Genomic DNA, 18,723 nt, shown 5'->3' with positions numbered 1-18,723 from the left:
CACTTATTCTTCCGTAAAAACAACTACATTCTCAATTCCTTTGTCAGATGGAACAACATTAATCCACGTTTTCCCTGGAACAAATCCAACCTCTCTCCCATTTTCATCATAGGGAAGAATGCGTCCAGCGACATTTCTCCATTCCAATTCACGCCATTGCCCTCTTTGCAGCAAGTACGCTTTACCGCCCGATGCTAAATCAATCTCGCGTCGTCCATAGTCGTCAATGATCTTATGGTCTGCTTCGATAACCAATATATTGTCTAACAAAACAGGTTCTCTGGAATCTAAATCTGCTGTTAATTCACCATTGCTATAGCGCTCATACTTTTTCGTCTTCTCGTCATACTCATAAGTCACTTTAAATAAATCACTTGAAAAATAAGACACTTGAACAGAATGGGCTTTCGTTCCATTTAACGCCTCTACTTCATCCTCAGATAAAAAGGACAATGAGGAAGGTGCTTGCTCCATATTATAGCCAGCATCATCTGCACCTTTTAAAATATCCTCAGTCGTAATGTATGAATTATGGGGAGCAACTCGACTGCTATCTCTTTTAAATAAAGTACCATCATGCTGCATTCCATTGATATTATCGATATAGCCACTGCTTAACATTGCCCTTGCTTCCGGACTATAGCCATGAGCAACGTATAAGGCATCATACCCTTTCGCTAAATCAATATAGTAGTCGCGTGCGCTTCTCACAGGTCCGATCCGCTCAGCTTCCTCGCTTTGGAAAATGGCTAGAAAACGCGTAACATTTCCCTCTGCCAATAATTCATAAACAAGATCTGCTTTATGCAAGCCTGATTGCGGTCTTGCCTTAGGATCGTTATTGATCATGACACCGTATGCACGGCTTGTGGACTCTTCTTTCACACCTACTCCTGTTAAAGGATATTGATAAGCAAACTCATCTTTATTAACTTGTTCATTTATGGGCTTTTCTTGATGTTCTTGTACCACTTCTTCATTTCCACTACAGCCAGCTAGTAAGAAGAATACTGTTGCCGTAGTAAAGATCCATTTACTTTTCATTCTGCACCCCTTACATCCTGCACATATACTCTTTTATATTTTAACGCATTATCGTTGGAAAGAGTACCATTTTGTTCATGACGTCATACATTCCTTGCTGAGTTACACGAATATAAGGCAGATGCGTTGAGGTAAAAAACAAGAGAGAATAAACCGGATCATTGAATCGATAACCTCTCTCTACTAAATAAGCAGATAGTTTTTTCTCATCATTAATCAACTCTTCAACCTTCTTATCCGACATAACTCCATTTAAAGGAAGCGGTATTTCAAGAACGATTTCCTCATTCTCACTAAAAACAATGCCGCCACCAATTTCTTTTAGACGTCTAAAAGCTCTCATCATCTCATTTTTATTCTTTCCAATTAAAACAATATCGCCAGTATTAGTGAAAGAGCTTGCCAGCCCTGGAAGATTGTTGGCAAATCCTTTCAGCACTGTATTCGTTCTCCAATTTCCTTCTTTATCAATTAACATGAAGAAACATTCATCATGTGTATTTGGAAGCTCCTCATGATTCACATCGATTGAAATCGAATAGGGCTTTGTAATAACCGAACTCTCCATTTGAATTCCAAAAGGCATCGAGAATTGCATATCGTCATTCGTTAAACCCCAATCAATTTTTAATGGTTCAAGTCCATGTGTTTCCCAATTTACCTCCTCATATACATCGACATTCCTTCCATCTCGTTTCACCCATTTTCCTTTTGCCAGCACAGAAACTGGTGTCGGGTTTTTCTCATCACTGAGAAAATTAATATTGGCAACTCTACCCGTTGCAATATTTCCATGGAGGTATTCGAGGTTATAATAGCGGGCTACGTTAATGGTTGCCATATTATAAGCGTCAATGACCGGAACCCCTTTTTCAATAGCGATTCGAATCATATTGTCGATAATCCCTTGTTCATAAAAGGATGCCGAAGAGCCATCTGTATTGAAAATAAAATGATCATAATGTTCAATTCCTAGCTCATGGATTTCGTCGAGAAGAACCGGCAAATCAGGTCGAATCGATGAATGTCTCAACGAGACCATATAACCTTGCATCAGTCGATCGTAGACCTCTTTACCTGAGATTGCCTCATGATCACAATCAGCACCAAATAACGTCATTTTCGCTAATGTTTTTTCCGATGCACCTGGAAAATGTCCCTCGATTTTCTTTCTCATCCTTTTCGTTTCTTGAATCCAATGAAGCATTAAGTCATCGCCATCTACAAGCTTAGGCCACCCTGTTAACTCTCCCCCTTGTAAAACGGCGTCATGCTCTAACCATGACTTTACATTTGCATGGGAAAAAGTGTCCACTTCATCCAAAATCTCTGTTTGTGAATCGAAACGGCACCACCAATACATCGTTGTTGGAATGTTACGGAGTTCCCTCATTAAAGAAAACGCTTTCTTTTTGTCTAACTGCAAAACAAGCGCCATATTGTCATTAATTAAGGTAGTTGTTCCAAACTGGGATGCATAACGAGCCAACGAATGGGGATTATATAAATGAAATGGGTGAGCATGAGGTTCAATATAACCCGGAACAAGAAGCTGTCCTTTGCAATCAATAATCTCACAGTTACCTGTATTTTCAGGCAATTTTTCACCTACATACACAATGCGATCCTCGTAAATCCAAATATTTGCTGTGATCCACTTGCGCAACACTTGGTTTAAATAACGAGCATTTTGCAATAATATGGTCGGTGATAGTTTTCCATCAATAACTGAAACATGTTCACGAATATGTTTATTTTTCCAACGATATCTTTGTTCTAGCACAATGTTCCCTCCCCTTTGAAATTTCAATGATGTATATACATTGGCTTATTATTTATATTCTTTCACTTTAGTCCATTTCATCATTGCACACTTCAAGTTAAAAAACGAACGTTCATTTGACTTTTACATTATTTTAAGGAATAAACACGGATATAAATGATGTTTAAACGTGATATGGTTCGTTTTTTAATTAGCGATGGTACATGATGAAATCAATTCACTTGAATTACCCGATCATAAAATGATATGAAAGCAAGTTACTAAACTTTCCATCATTTTTATATATACTACCATATTTTGTTGTTTAACACATTAAAGACTTAAAAAATTATGTTAAGAAATTGTGAAGGAGACATGATTATGCAAATTAAACAAAATATCGGAATTGTCAATGCTCTGATCCGTATAACTTGCGGACTAACGATTTTAGCTTGGAGCACCGCGAAAATGGTTAAAAAACCTTGGAAGAATGCATTCTTAATAACAGCTATCCTTGGAGCTATGAAAGTTGGCGAAGGAATTGTCCGTTATTGTCCTGTCACGTCACTCATTGAAGAGGGCATGAAAAAAAATCCCCAAAAGCAAAACGAAGAAGATTCCTTACAAGAAACGATCGTCCCTTCTAATCCATCTTAAAAATTTTACGGTGCTTTCCTCACTAGGGGGAAAGCACCGATGAAAATAAAAGCATAAATAAAGGAGTTGTACTGATCTTATGTTTTGGGAATACATTACCGACATGTCTTTCTTAATAGTTATTTTAATTGGTAGCATTGTCGCTTTATGTTATGCCTTTATTAAGAAATCTAAAGGGAAACATGTGCGATAGCTTTATGACCGATATCGTTGCGGTAAAAAACACCTTCACAGTTAAGCTTCGTTAGCTCTTGATACACTAACTTCTGCGCTTCTACTAATGTATTTGATTTAGCCCCTACAAGTAAAACACGGCCACCATTTGTCAAGAATGAGCCTGATTCACCTTTTTCCGTTCCAGCGTGGAACACAAATCCATCAATCTTATCTAACCCCTCTAGCTCTGCACCCTTTCTATAAGCTTCTGGGTACCCTTTTGAAGCAACAACCACACCGATCATCGATTGAGGATCCCATTCAATTTTTGGTGTTTTACCATTGATCAGGTCCAGCATGACTTGAACTAAATCAGATTGCATGCGCGGGAGGACAACCTGCGTTTCAGGATCACCAAATCTTGCGTTAAATTCAATCACTTTTGGCCCTTTTTCCGTTTGAATCAATCCAGCATATAAGATCCCACAGAAGCTGCGTTCTTCTTGGACAAGTGCTTTTGCCGCTGGTTTAACAATCGTTTCTACAGCTAAGCGAATATCCTCCTCACCAATTTGCGGCACAGGTGAATATGCTCCCATTCCTCCTGTGTTTGGTCCTTTATCGCCTTCAAACGCCCTTTTGTGATCTTGAGCGATCTCTAGTGGAACAACATTTTCTCCGTTAACAAAAGCCATAAGTGAAAATTCTTCTCCAGCAAGAAACTCCTCTACAACGACAGTGGAAGAAGCCTCACCAAACTTTGAATCTTGAAGCATTTCTTTTAAGCTATCAAGGGCCTCTTCAAGCGTCATAGCTACTGTTACACCCTTGCCTGCAGCAAGTCCATCAGCTTTAATCACAATTGGGGCGCCTTTCTCTTCGACATATTGTCGAGCAGTTTCATAGTCGCTAAAAACTTCGTATTCTGCTGTTGGAATAGCATACTTTTTCATTAAGTCTTTAGCAAAGGATTTACTTCCTTCGATTTCAGCAGCCTTCTGATTTGGTCCAAATACCGTAAGCCCTGCTTCCCGGAATTTATCAGCAAGCCCTGCCAGCAAGGGGACTTCAGGGCCAATGATCGAAAGGCCGATTTCTTCTGATTTAGCAAATTGAACGAGCTTTTCTAGTTCAGTTTCAGCGATATCCACAAGCTCAGCTATGTCCACCATTCCATCATTTCCTGGTGCAGCAAATACTTTTTCAACTTGCGGGCTTTCGCTCACCTTTTGGCAAATCGCATGTTCACGGCCACCACGGCCAATAACCAACACCTTCATTCCGTCAACCTCCGCTTTTTATTTACTCCTGATCTTATCGTGAGTATGATGTAGGCAAAAGCTTCGTTTTGCCGCCGCTCTAGTCCCTTGTTTAAAAATGCTTCATTAATGTTTAAAATGTCTAACGCCCGTAAAGACCATAGCAATTCCAAACTCATCTGCCTTTTTGATTGAATCCTCATCACGGACGGAGCCACCAGGCTGAATAATTGCTTTAATTCCGGCTTTTGCTGCCGCTTCAACTGTATCATCCATCGGGAAAAAGGCATCTGAAGCAAGGACCGCTCCATCAGCTTTTGCACCTGCTTGCTCAAGTGCAATTTTTGCTGCACCAACTCGGTTCATCTGTCCTGCGCCAATCCCTAATGTCATATCGCGATTATTTACCACAATCGCATTTGATTTTACATGCTTAACAATTTTCCAACCGAGTTCCAATGCCTTCATTTCCTCATCGGTTGGTTTGCGTTTCGTAGGAACGGTTACTGTTGCATCCTTTAAACCAAACCGATCCTGTTCTTGGACAAGTAATCCGCCTTCTATGGAAGTCAATTTCACTTCATCTTTCGCCTTTTTATCAAATGGAATCGTTAAAAGACGCAAGTTTCTCTTACTTGTTAAAATTTCAATAGCTTCATCCGAGAAAGATGGAGCAATGATGATCTCTAAAAAGATTTCATGGAGTTTTTCTGCTGTCACCTTATCCACTTCACGGTTTAATGCGATGATTCCTCCAAAAATGGACACAGGATCTGCTGCGAATGCTTTTGTAAAGGCAGAAAAGATATCGCTCCCTGTCCCGACACCACAAGGATTCATATGTTTTACCGCAACTGCAGCTGGTTCAGTAAATTCTTTGACGATCTGTAAAGCGGCATCAGCATCATTAATATTATTGTAAGAAAGCTCTTTACCATGTAATTGAGTTGCATTGGCAACCGAAAACACAGAGCCCAAAGGTTTGCGATAAAAGGCAGCCTTTTGATGTGGATTTTCTCCATAACGTAATGATTGTTTCAATTCATATGTCACAGTTAGGCTTTCAGGTGTTTCTTCCTGAACAAGCTCTGTCATGTATTCAGCGATCATTGCATCGTAAGCGGCCGTATGTCTAAACACCTTGGCAGCCAGCTTCCGGCGAGTTTCGTTTTGGACTTCGCCACAAGCTTTTAACTCCTCAATTACAGTTGAGTAATCAGAGGGGTCCACGACGACCGTAACATATTCATGATTTTTTGCGGATGCTCGCAGCATCGTTGGTCCCCCAATATCAATGTTTTCAATTGCCGCTTCAACCGTTACATCTGGCTTAGCAATTGTTTGTTGAAACGGATATAAATTCACACATACAACATGAATAGGTTGGATTTGATGCTCGGAGAGCTGTTCTTGATGACTCGCCTCTGAGAACTTTGCCAACAATCCACCGTGAATCATTGGATTTAGTGTTTTAACCCGTCCTTCAAGAATTTCTGGGAAGCCTGTCACCTCACTAACACTCATAACAGGAATACCAGCATCTGCAATAGCCTTTTTCGTCCCACCAGTACTAATTATTTCAAAATCCAATTCATGCAATCGCTTGGCAAAATCTGTAATTCCTGCTTTATCCGATACACTTATGAGCGCTCTCTTCTTCATCACAAAATCCTCCTAGTTATTGAAATTTTCTGCTTGTTTTATAAAAAGCTAGTGTATGCTAAAAAGGTCCTCTGATTCCATGAAGCGATAGTTTTTTCTATCGCATCATGGAATCTGAGAGAAAATAAACCAAAAATCAACACTGCTAAAAAAATGCTGATCGTTCCTCTATAAATCGAAAGAGTGTCACTTTTTCGTGGTAATACCTTTTTTAATCAGTTGTTGAATGACTTTAGGGTATAACTCATGCTCCACTTTATGAATCTTCGTTTGAAGACTTTCCTTTGTTTCTTGTTCACTAATTTCGATCGCCTTTTGGGCAATTATCGGCCCTGTATCCATTCCAGCATCAACAAAATGAACCGTCACACCACTCACCTTTACCTTCGCCCTTAATGCTTGACCAATTGCATCCTTACCTGGAAAAGCAGGAAGAAGGGATGGATGAATATTAATGATCCTTCCTTCAAACTGATCCAAAAGGGTCTTTCCAATCAAACGCATGTATCCTGCAAGCACGATGAAGTCCACTTCATGCTTTTGTAAATTTTTTAAAATCTCAAGTTCATACGCTTCCTTGCTGTCATACCCTTTCGCATTAAAAACAAAAGAAGGAATTTCTTCATTCTTTGCTCGTTCTAGCGCATAAGCCCCTAACTTATCACAAACAAGCAAAGCAATATCAGCTTCGAGCTCACCTTTTTTAACAGCCTCAACAATGGCTTGAAAATTGCTTCCGCTACCGGAAACAAAAATGGAAATCTTTTTCATGGTAACCTCCGCTATTCCTTAATCGATACCCCTGCTTGCTCTGTCACAACACCCATTACATATGCTTTTTCTCCGAGTTCTGTAAACAATTGAATCACTGCATTGGCATCGTCTTTGTTAACTGCCATTACCATTCCCGTCCCCATATTAAAGATGTTGTACATTTCTTGACGTTCTATTTTACCGAGCTTTTCCATTAATAAAAAAATGGCTGGCACAGTCCAATTGCTTTCTAAAAGTTCAGCTCCAAATCCATCCGGTAGCATGCGCGGGATATTTTCGATAAATCCCCCACCTGTAATATGAGAAACTCCTTTTATTTCAAATTTCTTCATCGCTTCTAAAAGGGGCTTCACATAAATTCTTGTTGGTCGAAGGAGCTCCTCACCAAGCGTGCAGCCCAGATCCTCTACCTCATCTTCTAGTGACATTCCCGCTTGTTCTAGGAAAATTTTTCGAACAAGTGAGTAACCATTGCTATGGATTCCATTTGAAGCTAAACCGATTAAAACATCACCTTGCTTAATATTCTCACCGGTAATTATATTCTTTTTCTCACAAGCGCCAACTGAAAAGCCAGCTAAGTCATATTCGTCCTCACTATACATTCCTGGCATTTCAGCAGTCTCTCCCCCAACAAGGGCACAGCCTGCCTGCTCACAGCCATCCGCAATCCCTTTAACTATCGCTTCAATCTTCTCCGGTGCAGCCTTTCCGCAAGCAATATAATCTAAAAAGTAAAGTGGCTCTGCCCCTTGAACGACAATATCATTGACACACATAGCAACTGCATCAATGCCGATCGTATCGTGCTTATCCATGAGAAAAGCGAGCATCAGTTTTGTGCCCACACCATCAGTACCTGATACAAGAACCGGTTCTTTCAAATTTAAGGAAGATAAATCAAACATTCCACCAAAACCGCCAAGTCCTCCCATAACTCCTGGGCGAATCGTACGGTTCACATGCTTCTTCATTCTTGTGACTGCCTCATAGCCGGCCTCTATATCAACACCTGCTTGCCTATAAGCATTGGCCATGTTAAGACCTCCTAATGATTTTTTCGGACATATTTGCGTAAATATGATCGTTTTAAATGGGTTGGCTTTGTTAAGCAAAATGACTGTTCAAACACGGGAAACCTTCGTCTCACAGGCTTTTCAAATGAGGTTAAAAAATGAGACAAAGTCAACATCGACATATAACAATAACCATTGTTAAGCAACAGCCTCTAAACCCCTTAGCACGTAGCAAAAAGAAGTGAAAAATCGTGCCATCTTTATTGCCAAAACCGAAACCTAGAAAAACTCAATCCCGATGAATAGAAAAGCGGCATCTAGTGCCGCTAGTCAAAGTAGACAAAGTTAATATACAATCAAATTCAAAAACTTTAACTTAAACCTTTTCATACATTCTCGCTGTACTTGGATAAATCTCCGTAGGATATTTGCCTGTAAAGCAAGCGAGGCATTGCCCACAATTTTCGTCCGCGCTCACCTTGCCAATCCCTTCTAATAAACCTTCTACACTTAAAAAGGTTAGCGTATCTGCACCGATGATTTCCCGCATTTCTTCAACAGAATGACTAGCCGCCATCAACTCTTCTTTAGACGAGGTATCAATCCCATAAAAGCATGGGTTTTTAATCGGTGGTGAACTGATGACAACATGGACTTCTGTTGCACCTGCTTCCTTCAGCATCGTCACAATTCTACGACTCGTCGTTCCTCTAACAATCGAATCGTCGACCATGATTACCCTTTTTCCTTCCACTACACCGCGAACAGCCGAGAGCTTCATCTTTACCCCTTGCTCACGCAAAGACTGCGAAGGCTGAATAAATGTCCGCCCGACATATTTATTTTTAATCAAGCCCATCTCATAAGGAATCCCTGACTCTTCAGCATAACCGATTGCAGCAGAAATACTTGAATCAGGAACACCTGTAACAACATCTGCCTCAATTGGAGCCTCAAGCGCTAGTTTTTTCCCTAAATTTTTACGGGCTGTATGAACATTGATCCCTTGAATATCACTATCTGGACGGGAAAAATAAACATATTCCATCGAACACATCGCTTGATTAGCAGGCATTGCGTATCTTTCAGAGTGGATTCCTGTGTCATCAATGATGACCAATTCCCCTGCCTCGACATCACGAACAAAGCTTGCGCCAACTACGTCCAGGGCACATGTTTCGGATGCAACTACATATGCATCTCCTAAACGGCCGATCGAGAGCGGACGCATGCCATTCGGATCAAGAGCAATCATCAGCTGCGTTTCTGTCATAATTAAGAAAGCATAAGCCCCTTTCAGCATGGTCAATGCATTTTGCACCTGCTCTACCAGCGGTGCGTTACCGCCACGTCTAATTAAATGGGCAAGCACCTCTGTATCAGAGCTTGTTTGAAAAATGCTTCCCTGCCCTTCAAGCTGTCGTCTTAACGCTGTCGCATTAACCAAATTTCCATTATGGGCAAGTGCCAGACTTCCAGACTGCGAGTGGAAAAGGAGAGGCTGCACGTTCTCATAGCCACCGCCCCCAGCAGTAGCATAGCGAACATGACCAATTGCACCAGTTCCCGTTAATTGCTCGATAGCCTCCGCAGTGAAAATTTCCGCGACAAGCCCTTCTCCTTTGACCCCTTTAAGCTTTTGACCGTCTGTGACAACCATTCCGGTTCCTTCCTGCCCACGATGTTGCAGGGTGTGTAAACCGTAATAAGTGATTTGAGCCGCATCAGGATGTCCCCATACACCAAAGATGCCACACTCCTCATTTAATCCCCTTATTTCAGCAAGCATGGGATAGCCCCTTTCCAAGCAGACTCCAAATCTACCACTTTCTGATCAAGAACAAGCCTATCATCAGCATAGATTTGAAGGTTAGATGTATTTGTCGTTTCACCAATTAATTGCGCCTTTACTAAGCTTTCAAATTGGGCTTTATTTTCTTTTTTCACAGATAGTAGGAAACGTGATTGTGATTCACTGAAAAGCGCAGAAGTTACATCCCCATTTACCGTCACTTTTGCACCAAGCTCAGCCGTTCCCATTAATCCTTCTGCTAATGCAACAGCAAGTCCGCCTTCTGCAATATCATGAGCGGATGCTACAACTCCCGCACGGATTGCAGTGAGAACACTCTTTTGGTTTTGTTCCTCCACATCAAGGTCGATTTCAGGAGCCTTGCCAAAAATTCGTCCATATGTGAGTTTTTGTAACTCACTTCCGCCAAACTCAGGTTTTGTTTCCCCAACTAGATAAATAAGGTCTCCTGCGCTTTTAAAGTTCTGCGTCGTAACATGTGCAAGGTTTTCCACAAGGCCGACCATTCCAACAACAGGTGTTGGGTATACTGCAGTGCCATTCGTTTCATTATAAAGGGAGACGTTACCGCCAATGACTGGTGCATTTAGCTTCGTACAAGCAGCACTCATCCCGTCTACAGCTTTCTCAAATTGCCAGAAAATTTCTGGTTTTTCTGGATTCCCGAAGTTCAGGCAATCTGTAATCGCTAACGGCTCTCCACCAGAAGCGACGATATTTCTTGCTGCTTCAGCAACAGCAATTTTCCCACCTGTTTCGGGGTCTAAATAAAGATATCTTGAATTGCAATCCGTCGTCATCGCCAATGCTTTTTCTGTTCCACGAATTCGGACAATCGCCGCATCTGATCCTGGTGCTACTACCGTATTGGTACGTACCATATAGTCATATTGGTCATAAACCCACTCTTTGCTCGCAATGGTTGCTTGTTGCAAAAGATTAACAAGCGCTTCATTGTAATCGTCCACAGTTGGAACATCATTGTCCATCGCTTGGAACTCACGGAAATATTCGGGCTCACGTGATGGCTTATGATATACTGGCGCATCCTCAGCTAGTGCATCAGCAGGTACATTTGCAACTACTTCTCCATTGTGTACGAGACGAAGCATTTTATCGTCGGTAACTTGACCAATTGCGACACATTCTAAATCATATTTTGAAAATAAATCAACGATTTCTTGCTCACGGCCCTTTTTCACGACAATAAGCATACGCTCTTGTGATTCAGATAGCATCATTTCGTAAGCCGTCATTCCTGTTTCTCGTTGCGGAACAAGATCAAGATTCATTTCAATTCCTGAACCAGCCTTACTCGCCATTTCCGCAGAAGAACTTGTTAGTCCCGCTGCTCCCATGTCTTGAATCCCAACAAGGGCATCTGATTGAATTAATTCAAGGCAAGCCTCGATGAGAAGCTTCTCCATGAACGGGTCTCCAACCTGAACTGCTGGACGTTTTTCATCTGAGTCCTCTGTTAATTCTTCCGATGCGAAGGTTGCCCCGTGAATCCCATCACGACCTGTCTTAGCACCGACATACATGACCGTATTGCCGATTCCATGGGCCTGACCTTTTTTAATATCCTTATGGTCAATTAACCCCACACACATCGCATTGACAAGAGGGTTCCCTTCATAACAAGGGTCAAATTGAACCTCTCCACCAACCGTTGGAATACCAATACAGTTTCCATAGCCAGCTATACCAGCAACCACTTCTTTAAAAAGGTAACGAACACGAGAAGAAGCATCTAACTCTCCAAAACGTAAAGAGTTCAATAGAGCAATCGGTCTTGCCCCCATGGAAAAAACATCACGAATAATTCCACCGACACCTGTTGCCGCTCCTTGGTAAGGCTCTATTGCAGATGGATGATTGTGGCTTTCGATTTTAAAAACGACCGCTTGATCATCGCCAATATCAACAATTCCAGCCCCTTCTCCAGGACCTTGAAGGACTCGCTCCCCTTTTGTTGGAAACTTTCTTAATACTGGCTTTGAATTTTTGTAGCTACAATGTTCTGACCACATAACGGAAAAAAGGCCAGTTTCTGTATAATTAGGAGTTCTTCCAAGGATTTTTTCTACATTTGCGAATTCCTCGTCAGTTAAACCCATTTCTCGATAAATTTTTTCTACTTTTATTTGTTGTGGACTTGGTTCAAGCATGATCGACATGTGCTTCCCTCCATAATTTCACGATAGATGACTGCTTTGTTTTACCAGCTTATGCGCAGGAATCTTTAGCCTACTGCCACCGGATGATTTTATACGACAACAGCATTTCGAAAAGTTTTCACAATCGAGCGGAATAGTTTCAGGCCATCTGCTCCTCCTAATAATTCATCAACTGCTCTTTCAGGATGGGGCATCATGCCAAGTACATTTCCCTTTTCATTGATGATTCCAGCGATGTCCTCTAAGGATCCGTTTGGATTGTTTTTATACGTAAAGACAATTTGACGATTGTCCTTCAATTTTTGTAAAGTCTCCTCATCACAATAGTAGTTCCCTTCACCATGGGCGATCGGAACGGTAATGATTTCACCTTTTTTATACTCAGAAGTAAAGATAGTCTCGTTATTTTCTACCTTTAAATTTGTTGGTCTACAAATAAATCTCAAGCTTTCGTTCCGTCTCATCGCACCTGGTAACAGCCCGCTTTCGAGGAGGATCTGAAAGCCATTACAAACACCAAGGACAGGTTTTCCTGCATTGGCTGCTTTCACAACCTCTTGCATCACTCTGCTGAAACGAGCAATCGCTCCTGTGCGTAAGTAATCTCCATAGGAAAATCCGCCGGGTAAAAGGATTCCATCATATTCATCTAAATGATCTGCATCATGCCAAACATACTCGACTTCTTCCCTAAGTTCATCTTTAATTGCGTGATACATATCTACATCACAGTTGGAGCCTGGGAACACGATGACAGCAAACTTCATTGGGCTACACACTCCTCGATTTCATAGCGATAGTCTTCAATCACAGGGTTTGCTAGGAGGCGCTCACACACTTCCTTTACGACATCTTCAACGTTGCGTTCTGATTTTTCAACCGTTAACTCCATGTATTTTCCAATTCGAACGTCTGATACTTCGTTATAGCTTAATGACTGTAATGAGTGCTTTACCGCAGCCCCTTGTGGATCAAGTACACTTTCTCTTAATGTTACATAAACCTTTACTTTATACATGTGATGGACCTCCCAGTCTCGCAAGAATGTTTTCATAAGCATCTGTTAAGCTTCCTAAATTACGGCGAAATACATCTTTATCCAGCTTCTCATTCGTGTTGCTATCCCATAGGCGACAGGTATCTGGTGAAATTTCATCAGCAAGGACGATGTTCCCTTCGGCATCCTTTCCGAATTCCAGCTTAAAGTCGATGAGGCGAATATTTAATTCAAGAAACAACCTCGATAACACTTCATTGACCTGCTGTGCTTTTTCTTTTAAAAGGGCTACTTCGTCCTTCGTCGCCAATTGTAATTCTTCGATATGGTCATCCGTAATGAGCGGATCTCCAAGAGCATCATCTTTATAGTAAAATTCAACGAGGGGTTTTGAGAGAGGGTTTCCTTCATTAATCCCCAGTCTTTTAGAAAAGCTGCCTGCTGCCACATTGCGTATGACAACTTCAAGAGGAATAATCGTTACCTTCTTTACAAGCTGTTCCGTTTCGGAAAGCTTCTTAACAAAATGAGTGGCAATTCCCTCTTTTTTCAACTTTGAAAATATTAAACTTGTAATCTCGTTATTTAATTTTCCTTTACCCGTAATCTGTTCCTTCTTTTCACCATTAAAAGCTGTCGCAGAATCCTTGTACTCCAACCATACGAGATTTTCATCATCCGTTTGATATACTCTCTTTGCTTTTCCTTCATATAACAATGCTCTTTTTTCCATGATGAGGAGAGCCTCCTATACTAAAAGTGGAAGTGCCTTGGTCATCGTCTTACAAACTTTTCGATTGAAGAAACTTTGACTTATCGTAGGATGTAAAACCAGTATCAGAAGTTTGAAAGGCGATAGGCGCTCATTTAAAAATGAATCCTTCTATAGTCCTAAACGCTCAAAGATTGTATCGACATGCTTTAAGTGGTAATTATAATCAAAACAATCATCAATTTCTGCTGGCGAAAGCTTTGCTTTTATAATTTCATCTCCTTCAATTAAGTTCTTAAACGGAACTTGCTTTTCCCACGCTTCCATTGCTCTTGGTTGCACCGTATCATACGCTTCTTCACGTGGTAGGCCTTTATCAATTAAGGCGAGTAGGACACGTTGAGAGTAAATAAGACCAAGTGTACGATCCATATTACGCTTCATGTTTTCTGGGAAGACTGTTAAATTTTTCACGATATTGCCAAAACGATTTAACATGTAATTCAAAGCAATCGTGGCATCTGGTAAAATAATTCGCTCTGCTGAAGAATGTGAAATATCACGTTCATGCCAAAGCGGGACATTTTCATATGCAGTCAACATATGTCCACGGATGACACGGGCAAGTCCAGTCATATTTTCAGAACCGATCGGGTTGCGTTTATGCGGCATAGCAGAAGAGCCTTTTTGACCTTTTGCAAAAAATTCTTCTACCTCTCGGGTTTCACTCTTTTGCAGACCTCTTATTTCGACTGCCATTTTTTCGATTGATGTAGCGATTAATGCTATTGTTGACATATAGTGAGCATGGCGATCACGTTGCAATGTTTGCGTAGAAATGGGCGCTGGTTTAATTCCAAGCTTCTCACATACATATTTCTCAACAAATGGGTCAATATTGGCATATGTTCCAACTGCCCCAGATATTTTTCCGTATTCAACCCCCTCAGCAGCTTGCTTAAAGCGTTCTAGGTTACGCTTCATTTCTTCATACCAAAGGGCTAGCTTCAGTCCAAATGTTGTTGGCTCCGCATGAACTCCGTGAGTACGTCCCATCATCACTGTATATTTATGTTCCTGTGCTTTGTTTTTTAAGATTTCAACAAAACCTTCTATATCCTTTAGCAAAATGGCATTCGCTTGTTTTATTAAATAGGATAAAGCCGTGTCAACAACATCCGTTGAAGTTAGTCCATAGTGAACCCATTTTCTTTCCTCACCAAGTGTTTCGGATACAGCACGAGTAAATGCGACAACATCATGTCGTGTCTCTTCTTCAATCTCTTTAATGCGGTTAATATCAAACGATGCCTTCTCACGGATTTTTTGAACATCTTCCTTTGGAATTTCTCCAAGCTCCACCCATGCTTCACATGCTAAGATCTCTACTTCTAACCAAGCTTTAAAACGATTTTCCTCTGTCCAAATAGCGCCCATTTCGGGTCTTGTATAACGATCAATCATGACTTTATCCTCCGATTCTTTCCTTCGCCTGTTCCCAAATTCCACTGCTGTCAATTTCAGATAGGGCGTCCTCTATTGAATGTTTTAAAATGGTCACATGCCCCATTTTTCTTTTTACTTTCGCTTCTTTTTTTCCATATAAGTGAATTTTCCAGTTTGGGTAATCGCTTATTTTTTCAATGATTGGTTCTTGATGTTCACCAAGAATATTCACCATAACGACAGGCTTTAATAATTCGGTACTTCCGAGCGGTAGATTGCAAACCGCACGAATATGCTGTTCAAATTGAGATGTTTCACAAGCCTCTATCGAGTAATGACCTGAATTATGCGGCCGAGGCGCCAATTCATTTATATAGATTTCGCCTTCTGCCGTTAAAAACATCTCCACCGCTAATGTACCGACTAAATTTAATGTTCTGGCAAGCTCTATTGCAAGTGAGATTGCTCTTTCCTTCGCATCCTCTGCCATTCTTGCTGGCACGATTGTTTCATGCAAAATATTATCCTTATGAATATTCTCTCCCACCGGAAAAACGGAAGTCTCCCCTTTTGGGTTGCGTACCACAATAACGGAGATTTCTTTTTCAAAAGAAATCCACTGCTCTAGAACACATAATCCAGATTCAACTAGCGGTGCTCCTTTTTCAATGTCATCTCTTGAACGAATGACAAGCTGTCCTTTACCATCGTAACCACCCGTTGCTGTTTTTAGTACACAAGGATAGCCGATTTCATCGATATAAGCATAAATGTCATTCATGTCATTAATTACCCTGTAAGGAGCCACTGTTGCACCAGCTTTTTGGATCGCTGCTTTTTCTTTCGCTCTATTTTGGGTAATTTCAAGCACTTCTTTGCCTTGTGGCACATAAGCATTTTCACAAAGCCAATTAAGTGCTGCTGCATCGATATTTTCGAATTCATACGTAATGACATCGCTAACTTCAGCCAACCTTTGAATCGCCTGTAAATCATGATATTGTCCAACAATTTCAATATCGGCAATTTGCCCACAAGGGGAATGATCTGTCGGGTCTAGTACAGCAACGAAGTAGCCTTTTTCTTTCGCAGCAATAGCCATCATTCTCCCAAGCTGCCCTCCACCGATAATTCCAATCGTTTGTCCAGGTAAAATGGTTTTAAACAAGCTTATCACTACTTTCCATTACAGCCTCTCTCGTTGCTTCACGCATTTTGTCAAGTCGTTCTGCTACTGCCGAGTCAGTCGCACCAAGTATTTGCGCTGCAAGCAATCCAGCGTTCGTTGCTCCTGCCTTGCCGATAGCAACTGTCGCTACTGGGACACCACCCGGCATTTGTACGATCGATAATAAGGAATCCAGTCCATTTAATGCTTTTGATTGAATTGGCACACCGATTACAGGAAGAGTCGTTTTAGCAGCCACCATACCTGGAAGATGGGCTGCCCCTCCTGCACCTGCAATAATTACGTTAAAGCCCCGTCCTCTTGCTTCCTCTGCATATTGAAACATAAGGTCTGGAGTCCTGTGTGCGGATACTACCTTTTTTTCGTAGGAAATCTCGAGCTTATCTAACATATCACACGCATGCTTCATTGTTTCCCAATCCGATGTACTCCCCATAATTACTGCAACCTGCACGCTCATTTTTCTCCTCCATTTTTAACCATAATAAAAGCCCGGAACAAACTGCTTAATCCTATGAAGGAAAGCAATCTGTCCGGGCACATTGTTCATTTATTGAAGCACAGAAAATAAAAGGACATCATCTAAGGCTGCGTTAGCACAGCCACTCCACCCATGTCCGCTTATGCCCTTCAATAAAAGATCAATTTTTATCCCGTCATTCACTTTCCTCATAGTCCAACAATTTAAGGTTGTCGGGTAGAAACTTATGGGCCATATTCCCATTATATATGAGGTAAATTGTATTTTTTTATCGATTATTCCATTTGCACTACCATAGTAACAACATTAACGGTGTGTGTCAACTAATAATCGAACAATAATAAAATATTCTTCTATTAATGTTCGTGTTTTAACCCTCTATCCTCTTTGCCTCAAAAATAATTTGTCTTCCTATAGGCTCATAGACCACCGTGGAACCTTGCTTTTTCTCCTGAAATATTGGTTTTTCTTCTCTTCGTACAGGAATGTAGCCAGCCTTTTGGATGCGGTCCAGACATTGATCAATCGTCTCATTTTCTTGCACTTCAAATCTTTGTTTCAATCTGCTCATGAAAACAATCTTCCCTTCTTAACCGATTTAACCCAAAATCCACCGTAGATCGTTTTCGGTTCATACGCGATAATAAATGCTTTCGGGTCAAGCTCTTTAATGGTTGCATAGAGCTTTAATTCATATTTTCTTGGCGTTAAAATTTGCAACGCCATCCGATCCCCCTCAAGGCCATTCGCAGCCCAGCTCGTTACACCATAGCCTTTTTCCCGAAGAAGTCTCGGTAAGTCCCGATCATATTCCTTCGTAATTACATTGACGGTAATATAGCCCAACGCAAGCTTCTCCTCAATTTTCATTCCTACAATCACACCAATCCCGTAACCAACTGCATACGCAATCAGGTTCTGAATCTGGTTCAAATTATCAAGTACTAAGCCAAGTCCAATAACATAAATAACAACCTCAATCATACTTATAAAAGCAGCTAAATACCTTTGTCCCTTTAACGTCAAAATCATTCTAATCGTAAAAAAGGAAACATAGACAATATTAATGACAAGGATAATGAGCACCATTACCAATCCATTTTGTAACACGGAAATGTCCCCCTAATAAAAGCAAAATCGTGTATGCCTCATTTTACTAAAAATGAAACCTAATTGCACTCTATTTCAGCTACTTCTGTTAGATGAGTACTTGTGTCCTATTGCTTTGAGCCTGATCCCCTCGTCTTGTCGATAAAATCCAACTGCTCTCGACTAAACGATTGCACACATTTCACATACTTGAACGCAGTTGCTTTGAATTTGCACCGATTTAAAGTATACTGCGCTAAACTTTTCTCAATTTGCTTTTATCTTTTCCCTCTCGGTTTGGAAAAAACCTATGATTGCGAAATCTTACGGACATTTAGATCAAAAAAGAGTACCCATTCTAAACTGGCACCTATGTCAAGGACACAATAAAAAAAGAGATTAAGCAACTAGAAGATGATTCCTATATTGAATAGGGGTCATCTTTTTTAAGTCCCACTGATATCGATAGTTGTTATAGTAAACCAT

The 18,723-nt window shown here is 40.9% G+C and carries 19 protein-coding genes and 1 riboswitch; of the genes, 2 read left to right on the top strand and 17 right to left on the bottom strand.

The features are described from left to right. Positions 1–3: 3 nt before the first annotated feature. Both PZE06_RS16475 and PZE06_RS16470 read right to left on the bottom strand, forming a co-directional pair. Positions 4–1,044 (bottom strand): DUF3048 domain-containing protein, encoded by a 1,041-nt coding sequence (locus PZE06_RS16475; protein WP_150948691.1) that lies wholly within the window; start codon positions 1,042–1,044, stop codon positions 4–6. Between the two features lie 40 nt (positions 1,045–1,084). Then, the gene (locus tag PZE06_RS16470) at positions 1,085–2,827 is read right to left on the bottom strand and encodes an adenine deaminase C-terminal domain-containing protein (protein WP_191963257.1); all 1,743 of its coding nucleotides are present in this window, start codon (positions 2,825–2,827) and stop codon (positions 1,085–1,087) included. A gap of 360 nt (positions 2,828–3,187) precedes the next feature. Between PZE06_RS16470 and PZE06_RS16465 the strand changes: the two genes are divergently transcribed. After that, positions 3,188–3,463, top strand: coding sequence for a YgaP family membrane protein (locus tag PZE06_RS16465; RefSeq protein WP_150948694.1), 276 nt, complete (start codon positions 3,188–3,190; stop codon positions 3,461–3,463). 79 nt (positions 3,464–3,542) lie between these two features. Next, complete coding sequence (locus PZE06_RS30120) at positions 3,543–3,656, top strand: EYxxD motif small membrane protein (RefSeq protein ID WP_369011853.1); 114 nt, start codon at positions 3,543–3,545, stop codon at positions 3,654–3,656. Here the strand turns inward: PZE06_RS30120 and purD are convergent. The 15 genes from purD to PZE06_RS16390 all read right to left on the bottom strand — a co-directional run. Further along, positions 3,634–4,899, bottom strand: a complete 1,266-nt coding sequence (gene purD, locus PZE06_RS16460; RefSeq protein WP_150948697.1) for a phosphoribosylamine--glycine ligase — start codon at positions 4,897–4,899, stop codon at positions 3,634–3,636. The genes PZE06_RS30120 and purD overlap by 23 nt on opposite strands. 105 nt (positions 4,900–5,004) lie before the next feature. After that, on the bottom strand, positions 5,005–6,540 hold the full coding sequence (gene purH / locus PZE06_RS16455; RefSeq protein WP_150948700.1) for a bifunctional phosphoribosylaminoimidazolecarboxamide formyltransferase/IMP cyclohydrolase: 1,536 nt from the start codon (positions 6,538–6,540) through the stop codon (positions 5,005–5,007). 186 nt (positions 6,541–6,726) lie between these two features. After that, positions 6,727–7,311 (bottom strand): phosphoribosylglycinamide formyltransferase, encoded by a 585-nt coding sequence (purN, locus tag PZE06_RS16450; RefSeq protein ID WP_275791702.1) that lies wholly within the window; start codon positions 7,309–7,311, stop codon positions 6,727–6,729. Positions 7,312–7,322: 11 nt separating this feature from the next. Next, a complete protein-coding gene (gene purM, locus PZE06_RS16445; protein ID WP_150948705.1) occupies positions 7,323–8,351 on the bottom strand; it encodes a phosphoribosylformylglycinamidine cyclo-ligase in 1,029 nt (342 codons plus the stop codon). A gap of 355 nt (positions 8,352–8,706) precedes the next feature. Then, on the bottom strand, positions 8,707–10,119 hold the full coding sequence (gene purF / locus PZE06_RS16440; RefSeq protein WP_150948708.1) for an amidophosphoribosyltransferase: 1,413 nt from the start codon (positions 10,117–10,119) through the stop codon (positions 8,707–8,709). Further along, complete coding sequence (gene purL / locus PZE06_RS16435) at positions 10,104–12,323, bottom strand: phosphoribosylformylglycinamidine synthase subunit PurL (RefSeq protein ID WP_150948711.1); 2,220 nt, start codon at positions 12,321–12,323, stop codon at positions 10,104–10,106. Before purL ends, purF begins: the two co-directional genes overlap by 16 nt. Before the next feature lie 89 nt (positions 12,324–12,412). Then, complete coding sequence (gene purQ, locus PZE06_RS16430) at positions 12,413–13,090, bottom strand: phosphoribosylformylglycinamidine synthase subunit PurQ (protein WP_150948714.1); 678 nt, start codon at positions 13,088–13,090, stop codon at positions 12,413–12,415. Next, positions 13,087–13,341, bottom strand: a complete 255-nt coding sequence (gene purS, locus PZE06_RS16425) for a phosphoribosylformylglycinamidine synthase subunit PurS (protein WP_095309146.1) — start codon at positions 13,339–13,341, stop codon at positions 13,087–13,089. The genes purQ and purS overlap by 4 nt, the downstream gene beginning before the upstream one ends. Continuing rightward, complete coding sequence (gene purC / locus PZE06_RS16420; RefSeq protein ID WP_150948717.1) at positions 13,334–14,053, bottom strand: phosphoribosylaminoimidazolesuccinocarboxamide synthase; 720 nt, start codon at positions 14,051–14,053, stop codon at positions 13,334–13,336. The genes purS and purC overlap by 8 nt, the downstream gene beginning before the upstream one ends. Before the next feature lie 150 nt (positions 14,054–14,203). After that, positions 14,204–15,496, bottom strand: coding sequence for an adenylosuccinate lyase (gene purB, locus PZE06_RS16415; protein WP_150948719.1), 1,293 nt, complete (start codon positions 15,494–15,496; stop codon positions 14,204–14,206). A 4-nt stretch (positions 15,497–15,500) separates the two neighbouring features. Continuing rightward, positions 15,501–16,655, bottom strand: coding sequence for a 5-(carboxyamino)imidazole ribonucleotide synthase (purK, locus tag PZE06_RS16410; protein WP_150948722.1), 1,155 nt, complete (start codon positions 16,653–16,655; stop codon positions 15,501–15,503). Next, positions 16,639–17,127: a 5-(carboxyamino)imidazole ribonucleotide mutase gene (purE, locus tag PZE06_RS16405; protein WP_150948724.1), complete on the bottom strand. Its 489-nt coding sequence runs from the start codon at positions 17,125–17,127 to the stop codon at positions 16,639–16,641. Before purE ends, purK begins: the two co-directional genes overlap by 17 nt. Before the next feature lie 192 nt (positions 17,128–17,319). After that, positions 17,320–17,420: riboswitch (purine riboswitch) on the bottom strand. A gap of 98 nt (positions 17,421–17,518) precedes the next feature. Next, a complete protein-coding gene (locus PZE06_RS16400) occupies positions 17,519–17,719 on the bottom strand; it encodes an NETI motif-containing protein (RefSeq protein WP_150948725.1) in 201 nt (66 codons plus the stop codon). Next, the gene (locus PZE06_RS16395) at positions 17,716–18,258 is read right to left on the bottom strand and encodes a DUF2179 domain-containing protein (protein ID WP_095309158.1); all 543 of its coding nucleotides are present in this window, start codon (positions 18,256–18,258) and stop codon (positions 17,716–17,718) included. The genes PZE06_RS16400 and PZE06_RS16395 overlap by 4 nt, the downstream gene beginning before the upstream one ends. Before the next feature lie 378 nt (positions 18,259–18,636). After that, a partial coding sequence (locus PZE06_RS16390; protein ID WP_275791656.1) for an IS3 family transposase occupies positions 18,637–18,723 on the bottom strand: 87 nt, incomplete at its 5' end.

The sequence above is a fragment of the Robertmurraya sp. DFI.2.37 genome, from assembly GCF_029211245.1.
In the GTDB taxonomy this organism is placed as follows: Bacteria; Bacillota; Bacilli; order Bacillales; family Cytobacillaceae; genus Robertmurraya; species Robertmurraya methanolica_A.
The sequence above is the reverse complement of the archived record's forward strand: the minus strand, read 5'-3'. Positions and strand labels throughout refer to the sequence as shown.